16 protein-coding genes are annotated in these 18,870 nt (G+C 37.8%); 11 read left to right on the top strand and 5 right to left on the bottom strand.

Going from position 1 to position 18,870, the window contains the following annotated elements:
- The 5 genes from nqrE (at window position 1) to H4J62_RS14810 (ending at window position 6,970) form a co-directional block, all read left to right on the top strand.
- Window positions 1-624 (top strand): NADH:ubiquinone reductase (Na(+)-transporting) subunit E, encoded by a 624-nt coding sequence (gene nqrE, locus H4J62_RS14830; protein WP_182175777.1) that lies wholly within the window; start codon window positions 1-3, stop codon window positions 622-624.
- Window positions 625-696: 72 nt separating this feature from the next.
- Window positions 697-1,920 carry an NADH:ubiquinone reductase (Na(+)-transporting) subunit F gene (nqrF, locus tag H4J62_RS14825; protein WP_070376018.1) on the top strand — a complete coding sequence of 408 codons (1,224 nt, stop codon included), beginning with the start codon at window positions 697-699 and terminating at the stop codon, window positions 1,918-1,920.
- A 230-nt stretch (window positions 1,921-2,150) separates the two neighbouring features.
- The gene (locus H4J62_RS14820; RefSeq protein WP_182217584.1) at window positions 2,151-3,185 is read left to right on the top strand and encodes an FAD:protein FMN transferase; all 1,035 of its coding nucleotides are present in this window, start codon (window positions 2,151-2,153) and stop codon (window positions 3,183-3,185) included.
- 62 nt (window positions 3,186-3,247) lie between these two features.
- Window positions 3,248-3,469, top strand: coding sequence for a (Na+)-NQR maturation NqrM (nqrM, locus tag H4J62_RS14815; RefSeq protein WP_070376020.1), 222 nt, complete (start codon window positions 3,248-3,250; stop codon window positions 3,467-3,469).
- A 1,032-nt stretch (window positions 3,470-4,501) separates the two neighbouring features.
- Window positions 4,502-6,970, top strand: a complete 2,469-nt coding sequence (locus H4J62_RS14810) for a PilZ domain-containing protein (protein WP_182217586.1) — start codon at window positions 4,502-4,504, stop codon at window positions 6,968-6,970.
- A 6-nt stretch (window positions 6,971-6,976) separates the two neighbouring features.
- Here H4J62_RS14810 and serB read toward each other — a convergent pair whose 3' ends face one another.
- On the bottom strand, window positions 6,977-8,035 hold the full coding sequence (serB, locus tag H4J62_RS14805) for a phosphoserine phosphatase SerB (RefSeq protein WP_310733543.1): 1,059 nt from the start codon (window positions 8,033-8,035) through the stop codon (window positions 6,977-6,979).
- Window positions 8,036-8,140: 105 nt separating this feature from the next.
- On the opposite strand from serB, the gene H4J62_RS14800 reads away from it, so the two are divergent.
- Window positions 8,141-8,773 carry an AhpA/YtjB family protein gene (locus tag H4J62_RS14800; protein WP_182217587.1) on the top strand — a complete coding sequence of 211 codons (633 nt, stop codon included), beginning with the start codon at window positions 8,141-8,143 and terminating at the stop codon, window positions 8,771-8,773.
- A 33-nt stretch (window positions 8,774-8,806) separates the two neighbouring features.
- Here H4J62_RS14800 and H4J62_RS14795 read toward each other — a convergent pair whose 3' ends face one another.
- The 4 genes from H4J62_RS14795 to prfC all read right to left on the bottom strand — a co-directional run bounded on the left by H4J62_RS14795 (window position 8,807) and on the right by prfC (window position 14,452).
- The gene (locus H4J62_RS14795) at window positions 8,807-9,625 is read right to left on the bottom strand and encodes a TatD family hydrolase (RefSeq protein WP_182217589.1); all 819 of its coding nucleotides are present in this window, start codon (window positions 9,623-9,625) and stop codon (window positions 8,807-8,809) included.
- A gap of 75 nt (window positions 9,626-9,700) precedes the next feature.
- Complete coding sequence (locus H4J62_RS14790) at window positions 9,701-10,840, bottom strand: HDOD domain-containing protein (protein ID WP_182217590.1); 1,140 nt, start codon at window positions 10,838-10,840, stop codon at window positions 9,701-9,703.
- 109 nt (window positions 10,841-10,949) lie between these two features.
- Window positions 10,950-12,704, bottom strand: a complete 1,755-nt coding sequence (gene argS, locus H4J62_RS14785) for an arginine--tRNA ligase (RefSeq protein WP_182217592.1) — start codon at window positions 12,702-12,704, stop codon at window positions 10,950-10,952.
- Window positions 12,705-12,868: 164 nt separating this feature from the next.
- On the bottom strand, window positions 12,869-14,452 hold the full coding sequence (gene prfC, locus H4J62_RS14780) for a peptide chain release factor 3 (protein WP_070376025.1): 1,584 nt from the start codon (window positions 14,450-14,452) through the stop codon (window positions 12,869-12,871).
- 421 nt (window positions 14,453-14,873) lie between these two features.
- Here prfC and napF point away from each other — a divergent pair, with 421 nt between their 5' ends.
- From napF to H4J62_RS14755, 5 genes are read left to right on the top strand one after another with little or no spacing between them, the layout of a single operon-like run.
- Window positions 14,874-15,413: a ferredoxin-type protein NapF gene (gene napF / locus H4J62_RS14775; RefSeq protein WP_182217593.1), complete on the top strand. Its 540-nt coding sequence runs from the start codon at window positions 14,874-14,876 to the stop codon at window positions 15,411-15,413.
- A complete protein-coding gene (locus H4J62_RS14770) occupies window positions 15,410-15,550 on the top strand; it encodes a TIGR02808 family protein (protein ID WP_070376027.1) in 141 nt (46 codons plus the stop codon). Before napF ends, H4J62_RS14770 begins: the two co-directional genes overlap by 4 nt.
- A gap of 2 nt (window positions 15,551-15,552) precedes the next feature.
- Window positions 15,553-15,858: a chaperone NapD gene (locus H4J62_RS14765; protein WP_182217595.1), complete on the top strand. Its 306-nt coding sequence runs from the start codon at window positions 15,553-15,555 to the stop codon at window positions 15,856-15,858.
- Window positions 15,855-18,350 carry a nitrate reductase catalytic subunit NapA gene (napA, locus tag H4J62_RS14760; protein ID WP_182217597.1) on the top strand — a complete coding sequence of 832 codons (2,496 nt, stop codon included), beginning with the start codon at window positions 15,855-15,857 and terminating at the stop codon, window positions 18,348-18,350. The genes H4J62_RS14765 and napA overlap by 4 nt, the downstream gene beginning before the upstream one ends.
- 41 nt (window positions 18,351-18,391) lie before the next feature.
- Window positions 18,392-18,850 carry a nitrate reductase cytochrome c-type subunit gene (locus H4J62_RS14755; RefSeq protein ID WP_182217599.1) on the top strand — a complete coding sequence of 153 codons (459 nt, stop codon included), beginning with the start codon at window positions 18,392-18,394 and terminating at the stop codon, window positions 18,848-18,850.
- The last annotated feature ends 20 nt before the right edge of the window (window positions 18,851-18,870 follow it).

Here is an 18,870-nt window from a genome sequence, read left to right as displayed (position 1 = left end):
ATGGAACATTATTTAAGTATTTTTATTAAAACCATATTTATTGAGAATATGGCGTTAAGCTTCTTCTTGGGTATGTGTACTTTCTTAGCTGTGTCTAAGAAAGTAAGTACAGCCATTGGTCTAGGTGTTGCGGTTGTGGTGGTATTAGGTTTAGCTGTTCCAGCTAACCAAATTATTTATCAAGCTATTTTAGCGCCAGGTGCTTTAGACAGCATGATGGGAATTACTGAACAGAAAGATTCAATTGATTTAAGCTTTTTATCATTTATTACCTTTATCGGTGTTATTGCTGCTTTAGTACAAATTTTGGAAATGATTTTAGATAAATATTTTCCTGCTTTGTATCAAGCCTTAGGTATATTTTTACCTTTAATCACTGTTAACTGTGCAATTTTTGGTGCGGTTTCTTTCATGGTAGCGAAAAACTTAACTTTGGGTGAAAGTGTTGTTTACGGCATTGGCTCTGGTGTTGGTTGGATGTTAGCTATTGTACTATTGGCTGCCATACGTGAAAAGATGAAATATTCTGACGTACCAGACGGTTTGAAAGGTTTAGGTATCACGTTTATCTCCGCTGGATTGATGGCTTTTGGCTTTCTTTCTTTTGGTGGTATTTCACTTTAAAAAATATCGGTCTAAGTCACTTATTACCAAAATAATTTGAACTTAGGCCCTAGATAATTTAAGGAAAAGTCGATGGAAATCATTCTCGGCATATCGATGTTTACCGCGATAGTGCTAGCATTAGTTTTAGTTATTTTGTTTGCTAAATCTAAGTTAGTCTCTTCAGGTGACGTAACAATTAGTATAAATGGTGACCCAAATAAATCAGTAGTAACCGCTGCTGGTGGCAAGCTTCTTGGCGCTTTAGCAGATCAAGGGATTTTTATTCCTTCTGCTTGTGGTGGTGGTGGTACTTGTGGTCAATGTCGTGTTGACGTGCATTCAGGTGGTGGCGATATTTTACCAACTGAAACGGGTCATATCACTAAGCGTGAAGCTAAAACAGGTTGTCGTTTAGCCTGTCAGGTTGCTGTTAAGCAAGACATGGTTATTGAAGTAGAAGATGAAATCTTCGGTGTTCAACAATGGGAATGTGAAGTTATCTCTAATGATAACCAAGCAACTTTCATTAAAGAACTTAAACTTCAAATACCCAATGGGGAATCTGTTCCGTTTAAAGCCGGTGGTTATATACAGATAGAAGCTCCAGCTCATCATGTGAAATATAGTGATTTTGATATTGATGATCAGTACAAAGGCGATTGGAACCATTTTGGCTTTTTTGATGTTGAATCAAAAGTTAATGAACCAACGTTACGTGCTTACTCAATGGCTAATTATCCAGAGGAAGAAGGCATTATTATGCTTAACGTGCGTATTGCTACGCCTCCTCCAGGACGTTTACATTTACCAGCAGGTAAAATGTCATCATATATCTTTAGCCTTAAGCCTGGCGATAAAGTCACTATTTCTGGTCCGTTTGGTGAGTTTTTTGCTAAAGAAACAGATAATGAAATGGTGTTTATCGGTGGTGGTGCTGGTATGGCGCCAATGCGTTCGCACATCTTTGATCAACTTAAACGTTTACAATCTAAACGTAAAATGTCGTTCTGGTATGGCGCTCGCTCTAAACGTGAAATGTTCTATGAAGATGATTACAATGGTTTAGCCGCTGATAATGATAACTTCAAATGGCATGTTGCGTTATCAGACCCACAAGCTGAAGATAACTGGGAAGGCATGACAGGTTTTATTCATAATGTACTTTATGAAAACTACTTAAAAGATCATGAAGCACCAGAAGATTGTGAGTACTACATGTGTGGTCCTCCAATGATGAATGCTGCTGTTATTCATATGCTTAAAGATTTAGGCGTAGAAGACGAGAACATCATGCTAGATGACTTCGGCGGCTAATCGTTTATTTTAACTTGCCTATGGCTTTATTTCGTCGGCTGCTGTGCTCATTGACTAACGTCAACTCCGCGCAGCCTTCTCGAACTAAAGGCAATATACAGCGTTTAAATTAAACATTTACTCAATGAATGAAAGCTTCAAATAAAAGACGACTTTGGTCGTCTTTTATTATTTATATAAGACGTTTTCCCTAGACGTTTTACCTAAATAATAAATTTATAGGTATCAAAATGATTAAAGTAAAAGTATTGATGATCAGTTTTATGCTGGTGTTTTTTGCCGGTTGCTTTCCAAGTAGTGATTTAAGTAAGCAAGAAGTCTTGTTGCAAGGTCGTACTATGGGGACTACGTATAATATTAAAGTGGTCATCGAGAATAATGCGATTGATACTAAACAAGTCCACACAGGCATTGATGCACTATTGGTGCAATTAAATCAAGAAATGTCGACCTATATCGTTGACTCTGAATTATCACGATTTAACACATCGACATCACTTACGCCTGTTGCAATATCTGTTGGGTTACAACGCGTTATTAAAGAAGCGATTCGCTTGGGGCAATTAAGTGAAGGCAATCTTGATATTACTGTCGGGCCTTTAGTCAACCTTTGGGGATTTGGCCCAGAATATCGGCCAAATACTATACCAACGGCGGAGGATTTACTGTTAGCGCGCCAACAAATAGGTTTGTCAAAGCTGGTGTTAAACGGGAATAAACTTTCTAAAAAAACGCCTAGCCTTTATGTTGATTTATCAACTATTGCCAAAGGTTATGGGGTCGATTTAGTCGCAGAATATTTAGAAGAAAAAGGCATTAATAATTACCTAATAGAAATTGGTGGAGAAATGCGTTTAAAAGGTTTTAAACACACCGGTGAACTTTGGCATGTCGCGATAGAGAAGCCTATTCAGGATGCAAGTGGTGAGCATCGCTCTGTTTATCAAGTGATCATTCCAAAAGACAATGCAGTGGCAACATCAGGCGATTACCGTAATTATCACCAAGCCAAAGATGGTCAACGTTTTTCACATATTATTGATCCAGCGACGGGCAAACCCATCAATCATAAGTTAGTTTCAGTAACAGTCATTCATCCGTCTTCTATGACCGCAGACGGTCTGTCTACCGCGATGATGGTTATGGGTGAAGTAAAAGCCATCGACTTTGCAGAGAAAAATGGTATAGCTGCTTACATTATTGCTAAGACAGAGCATGGCTTTGTTGAGCAAAGCACGGTAAAATTCATGCAGTATTTAAAGTAACTGGTTAAAGCGAGTTACTGTTTATTCATCTTAATAGATAAAGAAAATAAGTAGGTTAGTTTATGATGATATTTATGATCACTTTAGGTTTTTTCCTTGTAGTTGTTGTTGCTATGTCGGTTGGCTATATCTTTCAACAAAAGTCGTTAGCAGGCAGTTGCGGCGGATTAGCAACAGTGGGTATTGATAAGTCGTGTAATTGCGATAACCCTTGTGAGAAACGCCAAGAGCGCGAACGTATTGCTGCGGCAAAAGAGCAGATGATTGATATTAAAATTATCTAGCTGAGTAACACTTTTATCCTAGCTTGAGAAACATAATCAGTATCTGCTAACTGCGGATACTGTTTAACACTAATGATTTTAATAAAATTGGTTATTAATTTACACCACCAATAACTTGCTAAGCCACACTTAACTTATTCATAATAAAAATTACCATCCCCTCCAATGCGAGATTTCGCCGACGATTAAAAATTATATGATTAACAAGCTCGATAGCATACTTGCAGGTATGCGCAGTTAATAAACGACTACAAGTATCGACAAAGCTTACCTGAATATTCATCTTTTAAGTCATTGTTACCCGGGGTGATGAGCGCTTTTGCAGTACTCAACTATAAACTTAGATAAGCATTACTATATAGGTTAAATCACTGCGTAATTTAGGTGATAGCTAGCATGTGTAAACGTCTTAAAGAAGTGCTTAGTTATTACTTAGTCGCGATTATGATGGGTGTAACACTAAGTGCAAGATTGTTGAAAAGTGGTAAATCATTGTAGTCAGAAGATGTGTCTATGCGCGTTATTGTTATTAGAAATTTACAGCGAACTGTTTAATACCATCGCTTAATCATCATAGGATAGAATTAGGCGACTTAGATAAAAATCGTCTTCTCTTACTAGGCGCAATAGTGTCAAATGTTTGTACTTTTTAATTCTTGCCGATTTTTTGTGATAAATACGGTAAATTGTTATTGTGATCGGCTTACCTAGCCAAATTAAATTCACCTCTATTCTTGTATCCTACATCGTCAATTTACTGCTCAAGCCCGTGTATACACTCGATCCTACTAACTATACTTATAGATGTTAGTTTATTTTTTCATCACCACTTCCCTTACTGGGCATAATTTTTGCTTTATTATGTTTTATATAAGCTATTATCTAGATAACACATTATTTTTAATGATATTTGTTACTGATGTTATTTCATTACAAATTAATTTATAGTAGATTTACTACATAGAAAGTAAATGATTATTTCTTTCAATTCATTGCATATCACAAGTGTTACTAAAAGAAATTAAAGCAGATATGACTACAGATTTTTTAAAGTACCAAAAGATAATTGAACAGTTTCGTGGGAAGGTTTTAAAGAACGATTTTGAAACAAATTTTTCTGCGATGACTCAACATATCCCCAAAACAGAGCGCTTTTTGCTTAAAATGGAGCTCAAGCGTTTAGCTGTTGCATGTACGCGTCTAATCGATTTGCGTGGTCATGTTGATGGTGAATGTCGATCTTTTGAGCATGATGGACGCGTTCACTATCTTGATGATATTGCGATTAAAGTTTATCAAGAAAATATAGGTTTTTATCAGGGATATACTTTTGGTGTTTACGAAGCAGTAATGAACACTGAAAATAACTTTCGGGTTATATATCAAAAAGAAAAAAGTAACATGGGTAAACCGGTACAAGTTGAGACGACTAAAGCCAGTAAGACCTTTGAAAAAACGCAGTACCCAGCAAGTTTGTTTACTTTTGGTCCGTATCATAATCGTAGTGAAGAGCGAATGAATTTCGCTATTACCTTAGACATACTGCTTGAAAACGATAAAAATGAATACGAGTGTACGAGTTCAGATATCAGTGTTGAAGGGTGTAAGTTTCGCTTTAATTTCAAAAATACAATTACGGTTGGACAACATATAAGTATTCGGTTTCGAGGTCTCGAAGACGAATTTCAATTTGGTAAAGAAAAAAGTTTTAATTTTGAAGTTAAAAACATACAAAAAATTGATAAAACTCAGTTAATTGGCTGTCAGAGAGTTTACTCGAAAGATAAACGCGTTGACGGTTTTCAAACTTTTCTTCAGGGCTTCATCCAAGGGAATAAACGCCGTTATAAAGTTAACCTAGACAATACTATTCATGCTATTCAATCACGTAGCTTTGAGCAATATAGTTTACCTAAATTAAATGAATTACCGATTTTTGTAGAAGATAACAAAGGCGATCTTTTACCTAGATACGCGCTCACCTGTCATAATAACCAAGCCACTTTTCAATATTGGCAAGATGAAAATCGCCACTCAACCTTATACTGTCTGATAACACCTGAACGCTTGCTCAGAATGAGAAAAGCCCATGCATTAGGTAAGTCATTATTAGTCTATAGTTTCGTGCACAAAAGCCAAGGTAAATCATTTTTTTATACGGCAGATGTGGAGCAATTAAATAATGATAGTGATTTTAAGGTACAATTTTTAGGATTTGCTGCGTCAAAGCCGAGCTTTGCTATTACTCAACTATCGATTATGGACGTTGATATTGATAAAGCGCATTCGCCGTTAACGTTATCGAATACGCTAACAAAAAAGAATGAATACTTAAATCTCCCTATCCCTAGTGATGCAATAGAAACCCTTCATAATCTGCAAAGTATCGTGGTCGCTAGTGATGTAACCAACCCAGCATCAACTAAGCAGTATCAACAACTATCATTTGAAAACATTGATACAATTCGGTTAAAAAACTTTGGTCATAAACGACTTACATCACCGTTGTTGATGGATGACGTAGGCATTAATTATAAAAATCAACGACAAGAGTCAAGATTTAAATATGTTACTCCTGTTGAACTTGAAATTGCAGGTGTTCGTTGCTCAGGTAAATCGCATGATTTTTCCATTTTAGGTTTAAAACTAGAACTTGATAAACCCTCGGTATTAAACAAAGGAGACGTTGTCTATTTAACTTTTCCTGGCTTGCAAAAAATCACCTCAGCCTTTGATTTAAAAGGTTTGCCTTATGAAGTTATGCGAGTTAATAAAACGAAAAGCATACTTAACTTACGGGTTTATGTTGAAAAGCATCAACACATGGGAAGAGCATTTTTTAAAGCATTAATTACAAAAAATCGTGACAAGTTAACGCCAGATGAATATGCCTTAATGATACCTGGCCTTGCTAAGGCATTAAGAAATATTTACAGTAGAAGTTTAACTATTCCGACATTAATGGTACAAACCAGTGGCAGTCGCTATAAGTTAGAAGCTATCGTTTGTGGTACTGTTAAAGATAAGTTATTGCCGGTTATGAAACAGTTAAGTGATTCGCCATCACAGTATAACCTATACCCATTACTCAATAATTTACAAGCAACTAGTACCTTAACCTTACCATTGAAGAAAATGCAAACCGATGATACTCCGGTGCTTGAAACATTATATATTGCTGTAAATTTAGATAATGAAATCATTGATCAAGCGGTTACGACCAAAACATCAAGCGAATTAGAGTCGCCGATGTTGCAGCGAATGTTTATATCGCGGGCATTAAATCGTGGTTTATTCTTTTGCGTACAGGTTAGATTATCTCGAACAGATGACCCCGATATGGACCATCTTAACCCAGAATTAAGCTACATAAGTTCCTATGCTATTCACCGTGGTAAACAAATAGAGCAGGATATTTGGAGTGTTGCTGGCGTTATGCAGTTTCTTGATATTACTCAAGAAACTTTAGTTCGTCATGAGCTATTAAGTAACGTTATTTAAAGGGCTCTACGCAAGCCAATGTAAAAGACAATCAAGACCATCGGCATTAATGGCACTGTCTGCCTTTGCTAAAACTAGTGGCTTAGCATGAAATGCTACGCCCAAATGTGCAGCGGCCATCATGACTAAATCATTGGCACCATCACCCATAGCGACGGTTTGCTCCTTAGCTAAGTGATATTTCTTTTGTAAAGCGACTAAACAATCTGCTTTTGCCTGTGCATCAACAACATCCCCTAAAACTTTACCCGTTAACTTGCCATCAATAATTTCTAAAGTATTAGCATGTGCGGCATCAAGTGCCAGTAAAGCTTTTAAGTGATCGGCAAAGTAAGTAAAGCCACCTGAGGCAATCGCAACTTTCCAACCATGGGATTGTAATGTACTAACAAGTATCTCTAAACCAGCCATTAACGGGATATTCTCGGCAACCTCAGCCAAGATGTTTTCTGAGGAACCTTTTAAGGTGGCGACCCGTTGGTGCAAGCTTTGTGTGAAATCAAGTTCACCAAGCATAGCAAGTTCAGTAACGGCTGCCACTTGTTCTCCAACACCTGCAAGTATTGCGATCTCATCGATACATTCAATTTCTATGGTCGTGGAGTCCATATCCATAACCAAAATACCTGGTTCTGATAATTTTGGCGCGTTTTCAATCAGTGCGGCTTCGATTTTATTGCTGAGGGTAAAGTTGACTAAGCTTTCTCTTGCAGTTTTTAAGTTTGTACAAGTAACGCTAAAGCGATAGCTAGTAAGATTATTCCTTAGATTTATAGCATTTACCGCCCAAATTGACAGTTGGCATTGACTGATTAAATTACTGAGCATACTAAGACTAATTTCACTGAAAACTACAAGCTCTAAGGCTGTTTTAGCGTGTCTCTTCTCGGCTAAACACGTTTGACCACCTTGTTGTTGGGTAAGGCGCTGATCAACGCACCAGTCACTACCTTCGAAAGTGGTAAAGCAAGGTAAACATTTTTCTGATGTTGTTGAAGAAATAAACTCAGCCAAAGTAAGTTGTTGAATATGCTCAAGGGAAAAACGTTTAATAGCAATGGACACAGTACCGCCTTTTATGTGAATGTTAGTTTTAGCGATTATTTTCAATGAATAATGCTATAGTATAAAAATGAACGTAATGATAAATTTTATACATTTGTAGTGCTTATGACACAAATAGAACAGCCTTTATACCCTAAATTATCATCCATTTATAATAAAATTATGCAATTAGCTATAGCGATTGTCTTTATTGTCGTGCTAATGAATCTATGGATATACAGCCAGACACAAAATAAGCAAACTATCGATCAACATTTTTATGATGTTGGTCAGCAGTATTTGCAACAAGCTTCAGCAGGTTTATCTGTATTAATCACCGAGGTTAACACGAAAGAGAGTCGACAATTACTGCAAAACTACGTTGATGAATTGCAACTGGCTGAGGTAATAAAAGAAATTCATCTCTATGATTTATCAGGGCAATTAATTATTAGCAGTCAAAATGCAAAAAGCGTCAAAGCTCTTTTTGGGCTGTCTGAATATAAATTAAATAAGAGTGAATTCGCCGTGCCTTTCGTTAGTGAAATCCGTAAAGAAAGATTAATTGGCTACGTTCGCTTAACCCTAGACAAAAACTATTTAACCACTAAGTTATTAAAAAATAATGATCAACAGTTTACGCTGTTACGTTTAATGATGATAATTGCTGGCGTCGTTGGCTTTCTGCTTACCAGAGGTCTCAACCGGTTTAGTCGTCAGGGGTTTAGATTAGTCGATAAAGATAAAAGGCTGACTTAAGTAGGCATCATTGATGGAGCTAGTTAATCCGTTTCATCGCTGAGCCAACTGAAAGAGGGTTGAAATATTATCTTCAATTTTTTCGGCTATTTCCTCTTTGCTCTCTTGGCGCAATTCGGCTAATCGTTCAAAAACATCAATAACACGCAGAGGTGAATTATCTTCCCCTTGAAAACCATTTAGCGGCATCGAAGGTGCATCTGTTTCTAATACTAGGCTACTCAAAGGTAAGCGCTTAATGGCTTTTATTGTTTTCTCCGCTCTAGGGTAGGTGATAGTGCCACCGATGCCTAACTTAAATCCCAAATCTATATATTGGCAAGCCTGTTGGTAGCTTCCTGAAAAAGCATGAATAATACCTGCTCGGGAAACTTTTATTTGTTTTAACAGTGTGATCGTTTCGTTGTGCGTGCGCCGGTGATGAACAATAATCGGCAGTTGATGCTGTTGTGCAAGGTTAAGTTGGAATTCAAAAAATAACATTTGTTGGTTAATATTATCTTGCTGCTTTGCGATAACGCCATCAAGCCCAGCTTCGCCAATTGCAATTATTTGCGTTTTATTCTCTAATATTTTTTGCGCTAAGTCATCGAGATTTTTTTGCGCTAATCCCTCTAAAAACCAAGGATGAATACCTAAGCAGGCAAAAACATTGCAACCACTCAAAGGTTGGTTTTTATTATGGTGGGCTAAGGCTAAAACATTTTGCCAGTTATCTGGTCTAACCGCAGGAACAATAATTTGATGAATACTTTCTTTTGCACATTGCTCAAGCAGTAAATTTGTTGAAGCACTACCTTTATGGGTAAAAGCTTTGAAATCTAAATGACAGTGGCTATCGGTAAATTTCATAAATTAATCGGCTTTACTTGAAGTGTAAATAATGGATGTGTGAAATTATAGCTTATCTAAAGTTTAGCTTGGTGATTACTGTCTTAGCTTTGCTGCTCTTTTTTCCAAAGCGCCAAGCACATTTTCTAATTTAAAATGCTCGATAAATTTTGGCTCGGGTTGTTGCTCTCTTAATAATATATCGGCTAGATAAACGGCTTGTGCGATACCAAATGATTTTTTTAAGAGCTTATCCGGCTGATGATGCATAACTACCGCCTCAATTAAATGATAAGAAAAGCTCCACAGGTGCAGGAGATAGCCACCAACATGGTTATGATCTGTGCCAAATATTTTTTGCTCTAAGGCATTATTGTTGGCATTTTTAAGCCGATATTCAAAATATGTTTTTGTAAGTGTTGGGTCCATCTCAAATAGTACAATTTTACCAATGTCGTGCAATAAACCCGCAAGTAGAGCATCTCGCTTAAGTTCTACTTTCACCATTGAAGCGGCCAAGCGGGCCGTTGATAAACAGTGTAGTTGTTCTTTGATCAATGAAAAGTCAGCAATGTCGGGTTCATAAGAAAAAAGTTCAGCCGTCATAACAATACAGCAGAGTGTTTCTAGTCCCATACGTGTTATTGCTTCGCTAATATCGTTGATTGGCTTGCCTTGGTTCATAAAGGAACTATTGGAAAACTGCAATACTTTAGCGGCTAATGCTGGGTCTTGAGAAATTATCTCTGATATTTTTCCTGAATCGGTATTACTTTCTTCTAAAATTGCATTGAGTTGTAAATAGACTTTGGGTGGGCTTGGTAATGTTTTAACTTTGGCAACTGCCTTGATAATATGATCTTTGGTGATCGCTTTATTATCATCGCCAAGGGCTGTGATGGTTCGATGAATATTTTCAACGTTAAGCGGCAGTGCGTAAGTGTAATGGCAATTATTAGCGGCTTGACCATTAAGCTGGCTCTGTGCAATGTTATCATTAGTAATTGCTATTCGTATCATAGCAGGATGTTTAAGTGCTATGGCTTTAAGAAGATCTAAGCCACTTATTTGTCCTAAATCCAATACGCTAATAATAGCGTCAAATTTATATTTCTTTAAGGCTTTCAGGGCATGTTTGCCGTTATCAACATAAGCGGTTTGGCAAGGACCATTATAAAATGCCTGCTTTAATGGCAAGAGTTTTTGGTCTGTATTATCAACGATTAGCACTTTCATTTATTGACACTTCCTACCTTAATACTTGCTCTATGCTGAAACTATTTCAATTTTTTGGCATTGACCCTTGAGTAAACAAGGGCTAATGCCATATGTGCTTTTATGCAGACTACATGCGTTCCATAACGTCAATGCCAAGAATATCTAAGCCTTGTTTTAAGGTTTTCGAGATACTCAAACAAAGTGCTAAGCGAGACTGTTTTACATCTTGGTCAATACCCTCTTTGAGAATAGGGCAAGCCTCGTAGAAGCTCATGTATAAACTCGCTAACTCATATAAATAATTACACAATAGGTTAGGCATAGATTCGCTAATGACCGCATCTAGCACTTCTTCGAGCTGGAGTAATTTTAACGCTAAGGCTTTTTCTTGTGGTTCAATAATGGTGATATCAGCGCTAAAGTTTACTTGTTCAATTTTTGCCTTGCTGAAAATACTTTGAACACGTGAATAAGCATACTGCAAGTAAGGAGCCGTAGCGCCTTCAAAACTCAACATGGATTTCCAGTTAAAAATATAGTCGCTGGTTCTATTCTTAGATAAATCAGCAAATTTAACCGCACCAATACCTACTTTTACTGCAATTTCATTTAGCTTATCTTCAGGATAATCTGGATTTTTTTCTTTAATGACCGCTTTTGCACGAACAATGGCTTCATCAAGTAATTCTGCTAATTTTATAGTACCGCCAGTTCTTGTTTTAAATGGCTTACCATCGTCACCCATCATCATACCAAACGGGCAGTGATCATAACCAACATGTTCTGGCAGTAACCCTGCTTTACGCGCTACAATTTCTACTTGTTTAAAATGTAAGCTTTGACGGGCATCGGTAAAAATAATGATACGGTCAGCTTTTAGTTCATTGCTACGGTAGCGACAAGCAGATAAATCTGTGGTCGCATATAAATAGCCGCCACCGGTTTTTTGGATGATAAAAACGGGGGCATCACCGTCTTTATTCGCCATTTCATTAATGAAAACCACTTTTGCGCCTTCGCTAACTTCAGCAATACCCTTAGTCATTAATTCATCAACAACCTTGGGTAAATCTTCGTTATACGCACTTTCGCCCATGATATCGTCGCGGGTTAAGGTAACATTAAGTTTTTGATAAATATCTTCACTGTGGGCAATAGATATATCAATGAATAATTTCCATAAGACTAAGCAATCTTTGTCGCCACCTTGCAGTTTTACCACATAATCACGAGCACGGTCAGCAAAGCCTTCTTCGTTATCAAAACGTACTTTCGCTTCGCGGTAAAAGTTTTCTAAATCAGAAAGTGCAGTTTCAGCAACTTCGTTGGCATTGAGTTTATCGCTTAAATGCGCCAATAACATGCCAAATTGTGTGCCCCAGTCACCCATGTGATTCTGGCGGATGACTTTGTCACCACGAAACTCTAATGCACGCACTACTGCATCACCGATAATGGTTGAACGTAAGTGGCCAACATGCATTTCTTTGGCAAGGTTTGGTGCTGAATAATCAACGATAACCGTTTGTTTTTTGTCTTCTTCAGTGGCACCACGCTGGGTTACACCTAATTTTTCATCATCAGTCATTTTAGCGAGTTGAGCGGCTAACCATGATTTGTCTAAATGAATATTAATAAACCCCGGTCCGGCTAATTCTATATGGTCAGCAATACCAGCTAAATCTAAGTGGTTAACAACGGTGGTCGCTAATTCGCGTGGGTTCATTTTCAGTTTTTTAGCTGCACCCATAACACCATTTGCTTGGTAGTCACCAAAATTAGGGCGACTTGACAGGCTTACCGCTGGGTTAGTGCCTTCAGGCAATCCAGCCAAAACCATGGCCGCAGATACTTTTTCACTTAGTAATTGCTTAATATTCATTTTGATCTCTGTTTTCTTTTAATAGAAATTATTTGCTCATTTTTTGCAAGTATATGGCATTTTAGCAAAGCGTTTGTTACTTTTTATTGGTGAGTTTAGTTTACTAAATAAGCCAATAAAAAGTATCGAACAACGCGGGTAAAATACCTACTACGCAGAAAAACTTAGTGTTCTCGGGTCTTGTGGAACTGAATGTCAGGATGACGCTCTTGTGCCAAATTCAAATTCACCATAGTTGGAGCAATATACGTTAAGTTATTACCACCATCTAGTGCTAAATTGTCATAAGCTTTTTTGCTAAATTGCTCTAGTGTTCTTTCATTATCACAAGTACACCAGCGCGCAGTTGCTACACTTATCGGTTCGTATATAGCGTCAACTTTATATTCAGTTTTTAAACGTTGTACAACGACTTCAAACTGCAATACACCGACCGCGCCAACTATCATCTCGTTTGAGTTGAAAGGTCTGAATACTTGCACAGCACCTTCTTCTGAAAGTTGTATTAAACCTTTTTGTAATTGTTTAGCTTTTAATGGATCACGTAAACGAATACGACGAAACATTTCAGGGGCAAAGTTTGGAATACCACTAAATTTCATCATTTCGCCTGAAGTAAAGGTATCACCGATTTGAATACTACCGTGGTTATGTAAACCGATAATATCGCCGGCATATGCTTCTTCTACATGTGCACGGTCTCCAGCCATAAACGTTACGGCATCGGCAATTTTTACATCTTTGTTAATACGTACTTGACGCATTTTCATGCCTTTTTCGTATTTACCTGAGCAAATACGCATAAAAGCAATACGGTCACGGTGTTTTGGATCCATGTTCGCTTGAATTTTAAAAACAAAGCCAGTGAATTTTTCTTCTTGAGCTGTTACTTCTCTAACATCAGTTAAACGAGGTAAAGGTTTTGGTGCCCATTTAGTTAAACCATTAAGCATATGGTCAACACCAAAATTACCTAAAGCCGTACCAAAGAATACTGGCGTTAGTTCACCTTTTAAAAACTCTTCCAAATTAAATTCATGTGATGCACCCGCAACCAGTTCTAATTCTTCACGTAAATCGTCAGCATAAGTTCCAATGACCTTATCTAACTCTGGGTTATCAAGCCCTTTGATAATTCTTTCTTCTTGGATCATATGGCCAAGTCCTGACTTATATAAAAATATTTCGTCAGTTAAAATGTTATAGACACCTTTAAATTCTTTACCCATACCAATCGGCCAAGTAATAGGGGCACATTTTATTTTCAGCACATCTTCCACTTCATCCATAACTTCCATTGGGTCACGAACATCACGATCCATTTTATTCATAAAAGTAATGATGGGCGTATCACGTAAACGCGTTACTTCCATTAACTTAACTGTTCGTGCCTCAACACCTTTAGCTACGTCGATAACCATTAAACATGAATCAACCGCGGTGAGTGTTCTGTAGGTATCTTCTGAAAAGTCCTCGTGACCAGGTGTGTCCAGTAAATTAACTAAACAACCGTTATAAGGAAATTGCATTACAGAGGTCGTGATAGAAATACCACGCTCTTTCTCCATTTCCATCCAGTCAGACTTTGCATGCTGGCCTGATTTCTTACCTTTTACCGTGCCGGCTCGTTGTAAAGCCTGACCAAAAAGTAATACTTTTTCAGTGATGGTGGTTTTACCCGCATCAGGATGAGAGATAATTGCGAAAGTACGTCTTAGATTGACTTCATTAGCCTGTAGCGTTGTCATGTTTTAAAAGTTCTCTTTGGTGTACATGCTGATGCACATAAAATGCTTTTTTTAAATACTGAAAGGACATATGAACAATCCTAAATTTTGCGCGCATTGTACCATAAATATAAATAGCCGCATTAGGGGACTGTCTTTAAATGATTATTTTTAGCAAGAATCCTAGACATTAACACTTTTTATTTTGTTATTTGATTAAGTGGCAAGTGATCGTGCAGATAATAATTATTTGATTGGTTATTTTTAAGGTTGAGATTCAATAATAAATTCAATACACCCTGGCTTTTTCTGAATTTAATGAAGACATCAATAGTCATATTATTTGAAAGTCTTGATCAAAATCAATATCTCACTTTCGAGTATAAGATAAATTACGCTTGGGTAGAAAGTCTGAAATATGATGTGAAAATAACGAGATAGCATGGTTGATTTAGCTAGAAGAAACTTTTTTAAAGCAAAAAAATTAACAACTGCTTCGGCAATCAGATTGCCTTGGGTGCTCAATGAAGCCACTTTTATTGATGGCTGCACACAATGTGGTGACTGTTTAACGTCTTGTCCTGAAAATATCATTCAAAAAGGTGATGGCGGTTTCCCTGAAGTTAACTTTTTAAAAGGAGAGTGTACTTTTTGTCAAGCGTGCGTTGAAAGTTGTCAGCAGCCACTTTTTGTCGAGCGTGCACTTGCTCCAGAAATTAATGCTTGGGATTTAGATATCTCCATAAAGGGCGATTGCTTAGCGGTTAACGATGTGTTTTGCCAAAGTTGTCAAGATAGCTGTGAGACAGAAGCTATATCTTTTAAATATATAAATTCATCAGTACCACAACCCCAGATAAAACTTAGTGACTGCACAAATTGTGGGGCCTGTGTTGCTATTTGCCCGCAATCATCTATTGAATTAACACCAAAAAATTCTGTGGGTGAGCAACCCACACATACTAATAGGAGAGTTATATGAGCGCTCTTGAACAAATGATTTGGAATATCTTAGGATATTCATCGATGCCTGTTATTTTTTTAGCTGGTTTTGCCGGTACCGCTTTAGTCGCTATCGCACTTTTAAAAATGTTAGGTATTAAGCCTGCTGGGGAATAATCGTGATCAATCTACTAGAAGAAAAACCTATTAATATTGCTGGTGTGCTTTTTGTTGCTCAGCCAAGTAATACCGCAAAAGTGGCCGAAGAACTGGGCGGATTTCCTGGCGCTGAAGTGCATGAGATTGCTGATAACGGCTCTATGGTGGTTACCATAGAAGAAAATGATTTAAACAGAGGTGAAAAAGGCAAAGGCCTTATTAACACCATTACAGATATGAGTAATTTACCGGGTGTGATCTCTTCATCATTGATTTTTCATCATAATGATTATGGGCTACCACAACATCAGGGGATAAAGGTATGACATTAACAAGACGTGATTTTATAAAAGCGAACGCCATTGCAGCAACAGCTGTCGCCGCAGGTATCGCCGTGCCATCTTCAGCTTCAAACTTGCTGACTAAATCGTCGGATACTACCATTAAATGGGATAAAGCCCCTTGTCGTTTTTGTGGCACAGGTTGTAGTGTGCTTGTTGGAACACAAGAAGGAAAAGTGGTGGCGACTCAAGGTGACCCTCAAGCAGAAGTTAACAAAGGTCTTAACTGTATTAAAGGTTACTTTTTATCCAAAATCATGTACGGGAAAGACCGATTAACTCAACCGTTATTACGGATGAAAGATGGTGTTTATGCCAAAGAAGGTGAGTTTACACCGGTAAGCTGGGATACCGCCTTTGATGTTATGGCTGAAAAATTTAAAGCCGCTTTAAAGAAAAAAGGCCCGACCTCTGTTGGTATGTTTGGTTCGGGTCAGTGGACTGTTTGGGAAGGTTATGCTGCTTCAAAACTAATGAAAGCGGGCTTTTTAACCAACAACCTTGATCCTAATGCTCGTCATTGTATGGCGTCAGCTGTGGGTGGTTTTATGCGTACCTTTGGTATCGACGAACCTATGGGTTGTTATGATGATTTAGAGCACGCCGATGCATTTGTACTTTGGGGTTCTAATATGGCGGAAATGCATCCTATTTTATGGTCGCGTTTAGCTGACCGTCGTTTAAGTCATCCTCATGTAAAAGTAAACGTATTATCAACGTATAAGCATCGAAGTTTTGAACTTGCTGATAACGGTATGATTTTTACACCACAAACAGATTTAGCGATATTAAACTTTATTGCTAATTATATTATTCAAAATAACGCCGTTAACGAAGATTTCATGAAAAAGCATGTCAATATTCGTGAAGGTGTTACTGATATTGGTTATGGTTTACGTCCTACTCATCCATTACAAAAAGCGGCTAAAAATCCTGACAGTGGCGCATCTAAACCGATGAGCTTCGATGACTTTGCTAAATTTGTTAGCACTTATAGTATTGAATATACATCAAAACTTTCGGGTGTTTCTGAAGATAAATTATTAACGCTGGCTAAACTTTATGCGGATCCTAAAGTTAAAGTGACTTCGTTTTGGACGATGGGTTTCAATCAACATACTCGTGGTGTTTGGGCAAATAACCTCATGTACAACGTGCATTTATTAACGGGTAAAATATCTGAACCGGGTAACAGCCCGTTTTCATTAACCGGACAGCCGTCAGCCTGTGGAACCGCGCGTGAAGTAGGAACTTTCTCACATAGATTACCTGCCGATCTCGTTGTTAAAAATCCTAAGCATAGAGCGATAGCTGAAAAAATATGGAAATTACCTGAAGGTACTATCCCACCAAAACCTGGTTATCACGCAGTTCTGCAAAATCGTATGCTTAAAGATGGAGAATTAAATGCGTATTGGGTTATGTGTAATAACAACATGCAAGCCGGACCAAATATTAATGAAGAAGGGATCCCTGGCTATCGTAATCCAGAAAATTTCATCGTCGTTTCAGACCCTTACCCAACGGTAACGGCACAGGCGGCTGATTTGATTTTACCTACTGCTATGTGGGTAGAAAAAGAGGGAGCGTACGGCAATGCAGAGCGCCGTACACAGTTTTGGCATCAACAAGTGAATGCGCCAGGTGAAGCGCGTTCAGATTTATGGCAAATAGTTGAATTTTCTAAACGTTTTAAAATTGAAGAAGTATGGCCTGAAGAATTACTTGCCAAGAATCCTGAATACCGTGGCAAAACTATGTTTGACGTGCTTTATGCAAACGGTAACGTAGATAAATTCCCAATGAGTGAATCCAAAGGTGATACTAACTTTGAAGGTGATTATTTTGGCTTCTATATTCAAAAAGGTTTATTTGAAGAATATGCGACCTTTGGTCGAGGACATGGTCATGATTTAGCCCCCTTTGATCGCTATCACGAAGAGCGTGGCCTCAGATGGCCGGTTGTTAATGGTAAAGAAACTAAGTGGCGTTTTCGTGAGGGGCACGACCCTTATGTAGAGAAAGGCAGTGAAGTGCAGTTTTATGGCCATAAAGATAAAAAAGCCAATATATTTGCCTTACCCTACGAACCAGCGGCAGAGTCACCTGATGAAGAATTCGACTTATGGCTGAGTACCGGTCGTGTTCTTGAACATTGGCATTCAGGCTCTATGACTGCGCGTGTACCTGAACTTCATAAAGCATTTCCTGATGCGGTGTTATTTATCCACCCTGACGATGCTAAAGCAAGAGGTTTACGCCGTGGTGATGAGGTTTTGATTGAATCTCGTCGAGGTGAAGTGAAATCTCGTGTTGAAACTCGTGGCCGTAATAGACCCCCGAAAGGTTTAGTTTTTATGCCTTGGTTTGATGCAAAACAATTGGTTAATAAGTTAACCCTAGATGCTACCGATCCCTTGTCTAAACAAACTGACTTCAAAAAATGTGCGGTGAAAGTGAAAAAAGTCACTGTTTAGCACTAATTAAATTTACTTAATCTACCGGGTAGAGGTAAAAAATGAAAATATTATCAATAATAATGATAACAGCCAGTTTAGCCATGGCATTAAGCGTACAAGCTTATCAAGAAGTAACGACAGGCGGTTTAGAGACTATTCGTGGCATAGCTAAAATTAATGAAACCAAAAGTGCAGAAGCGCTTAAACGTGTCATTAAAGATAAAAATCCTATTCAGCGTAATTATGTGCATCAACCACCTGTTGTGCCTCATCAAACACGTGGTTATCGGGTCAATAAAGACAGTAATAAGTGTTTAACTTGTCATGGTTGGAAATATGCGAGAGAAACCGGCGCAACCAAAATAAGTTTAACGCACTTTGAAACACGTGACGGTAAAACACTGTCAGATGTTTCTCCGCGTCGCTACTTTTGTTCTCAATGCCATGTTACACAAGCTGATGCACCTGAGTTAGTTGATAATCTTTTTAAACCCGTTGAATCGTTAGGTAATGATTAAATAATGGTTTATCTAAACGT

Source organism: Colwellia sp. BRX8-5 (genome assembly GCF_014077325.1).
GTDB lineage: Bacteria > Pseudomonadota > Gammaproteobacteria > Enterobacterales > Alteromonadaceae > Colwellia_A.
The sequence above is the reverse complement of the archived record's forward strand: the minus strand, read 5'-3'. Positions and strand labels throughout refer to the sequence as shown.

What these genes read in the sequence shown, in the direction of transcription:
- nqrE (WP_182175777.1), top strand. Translation starts at nt 1, where the DNA reads ATGGAACATTATTTAAGTATTTTTATTAAAACCATATTTATTGAGAAT.
- nqrF (WP_070376018.1), top strand. Translation starts at nt 697, where the DNA reads ATGGAAATCATTCTCGGCATATCGATGTTTACCGCGATAGTGCTAGCA.
- H4J62_RS14820 (WP_182217584.1), top strand. Translation starts at nt 2,151, where the DNA reads ATGATTAAAGTAAAAGTATTGATGATCAGTTTTATGCTGGTGTTTTTT.
- nqrM (WP_070376020.1), top strand. Translation starts at nt 3,248, where the DNA reads ATGATGATATTTATGATCACTTTAGGTTTTTTCCTTGTAGTTGTTGTT.
- H4J62_RS14810 (WP_182217586.1), top strand. Translation starts at nt 4,502, where the DNA reads ATGACTACAGATTTTTTAAAGTACCAAAAGATAATTGAACAGTTTCGT.
- H4J62_RS14800 (WP_182217587.1), top strand. Translation starts at nt 8,141, where the DNA reads ATGACACAAATAGAACAGCCTTTATACCCTAAATTATCATCCATTTAT.
- H4J62_RS14795 (WP_182217589.1), bottom strand. Translation starts at nt 9,625, where the DNA reads ATGAAATTTACCGATAGCCACTGTCATTTAGATTTCAAAGCTTTTACC.
- H4J62_RS14790 (WP_182217590.1), bottom strand. Translation starts at nt 10,840, where the DNA reads ATGAAAGTGCTAATCGTTGATAATACAGACCAAAAACTCTTGCCATTA.
- argS (WP_182217592.1), bottom strand. Translation starts at nt 12,704, where the DNA reads ATGAATATTAAGCAATTACTAAGTGAAAAAGTATCTGCGGCCATGGTT.
- prfC (WP_070376025.1), bottom strand. Translation starts at nt 14,452, where the DNA reads ATGACAACGCTACAGGCTAATGAAGTCAATCTAAGACGTACTTTCGCA.
- napF (WP_182217593.1), top strand. Translation starts at nt 14,874, where the DNA reads ATGGTTGATTTAGCTAGAAGAAACTTTTTTAAAGCAAAAAAATTAACA.
- H4J62_RS14770 (WP_070376027.1), top strand. Translation starts at nt 15,410, where the DNA reads ATGAGCGCTCTTGAACAAATGATTTGGAATATCTTAGGATATTCATCG.
- napA (WP_182217597.1), top strand. Translation starts at nt 15,855, where the DNA reads ATGACATTAACAAGACGTGATTTTATAAAAGCGAACGCCATTGCAGCA.
- H4J62_RS14755 (WP_182217599.1), top strand. Translation starts at nt 18,392, where the DNA reads ATGAAAATATTATCAATAATAATGATAACAGCCAGTTTAGCCATGGCA.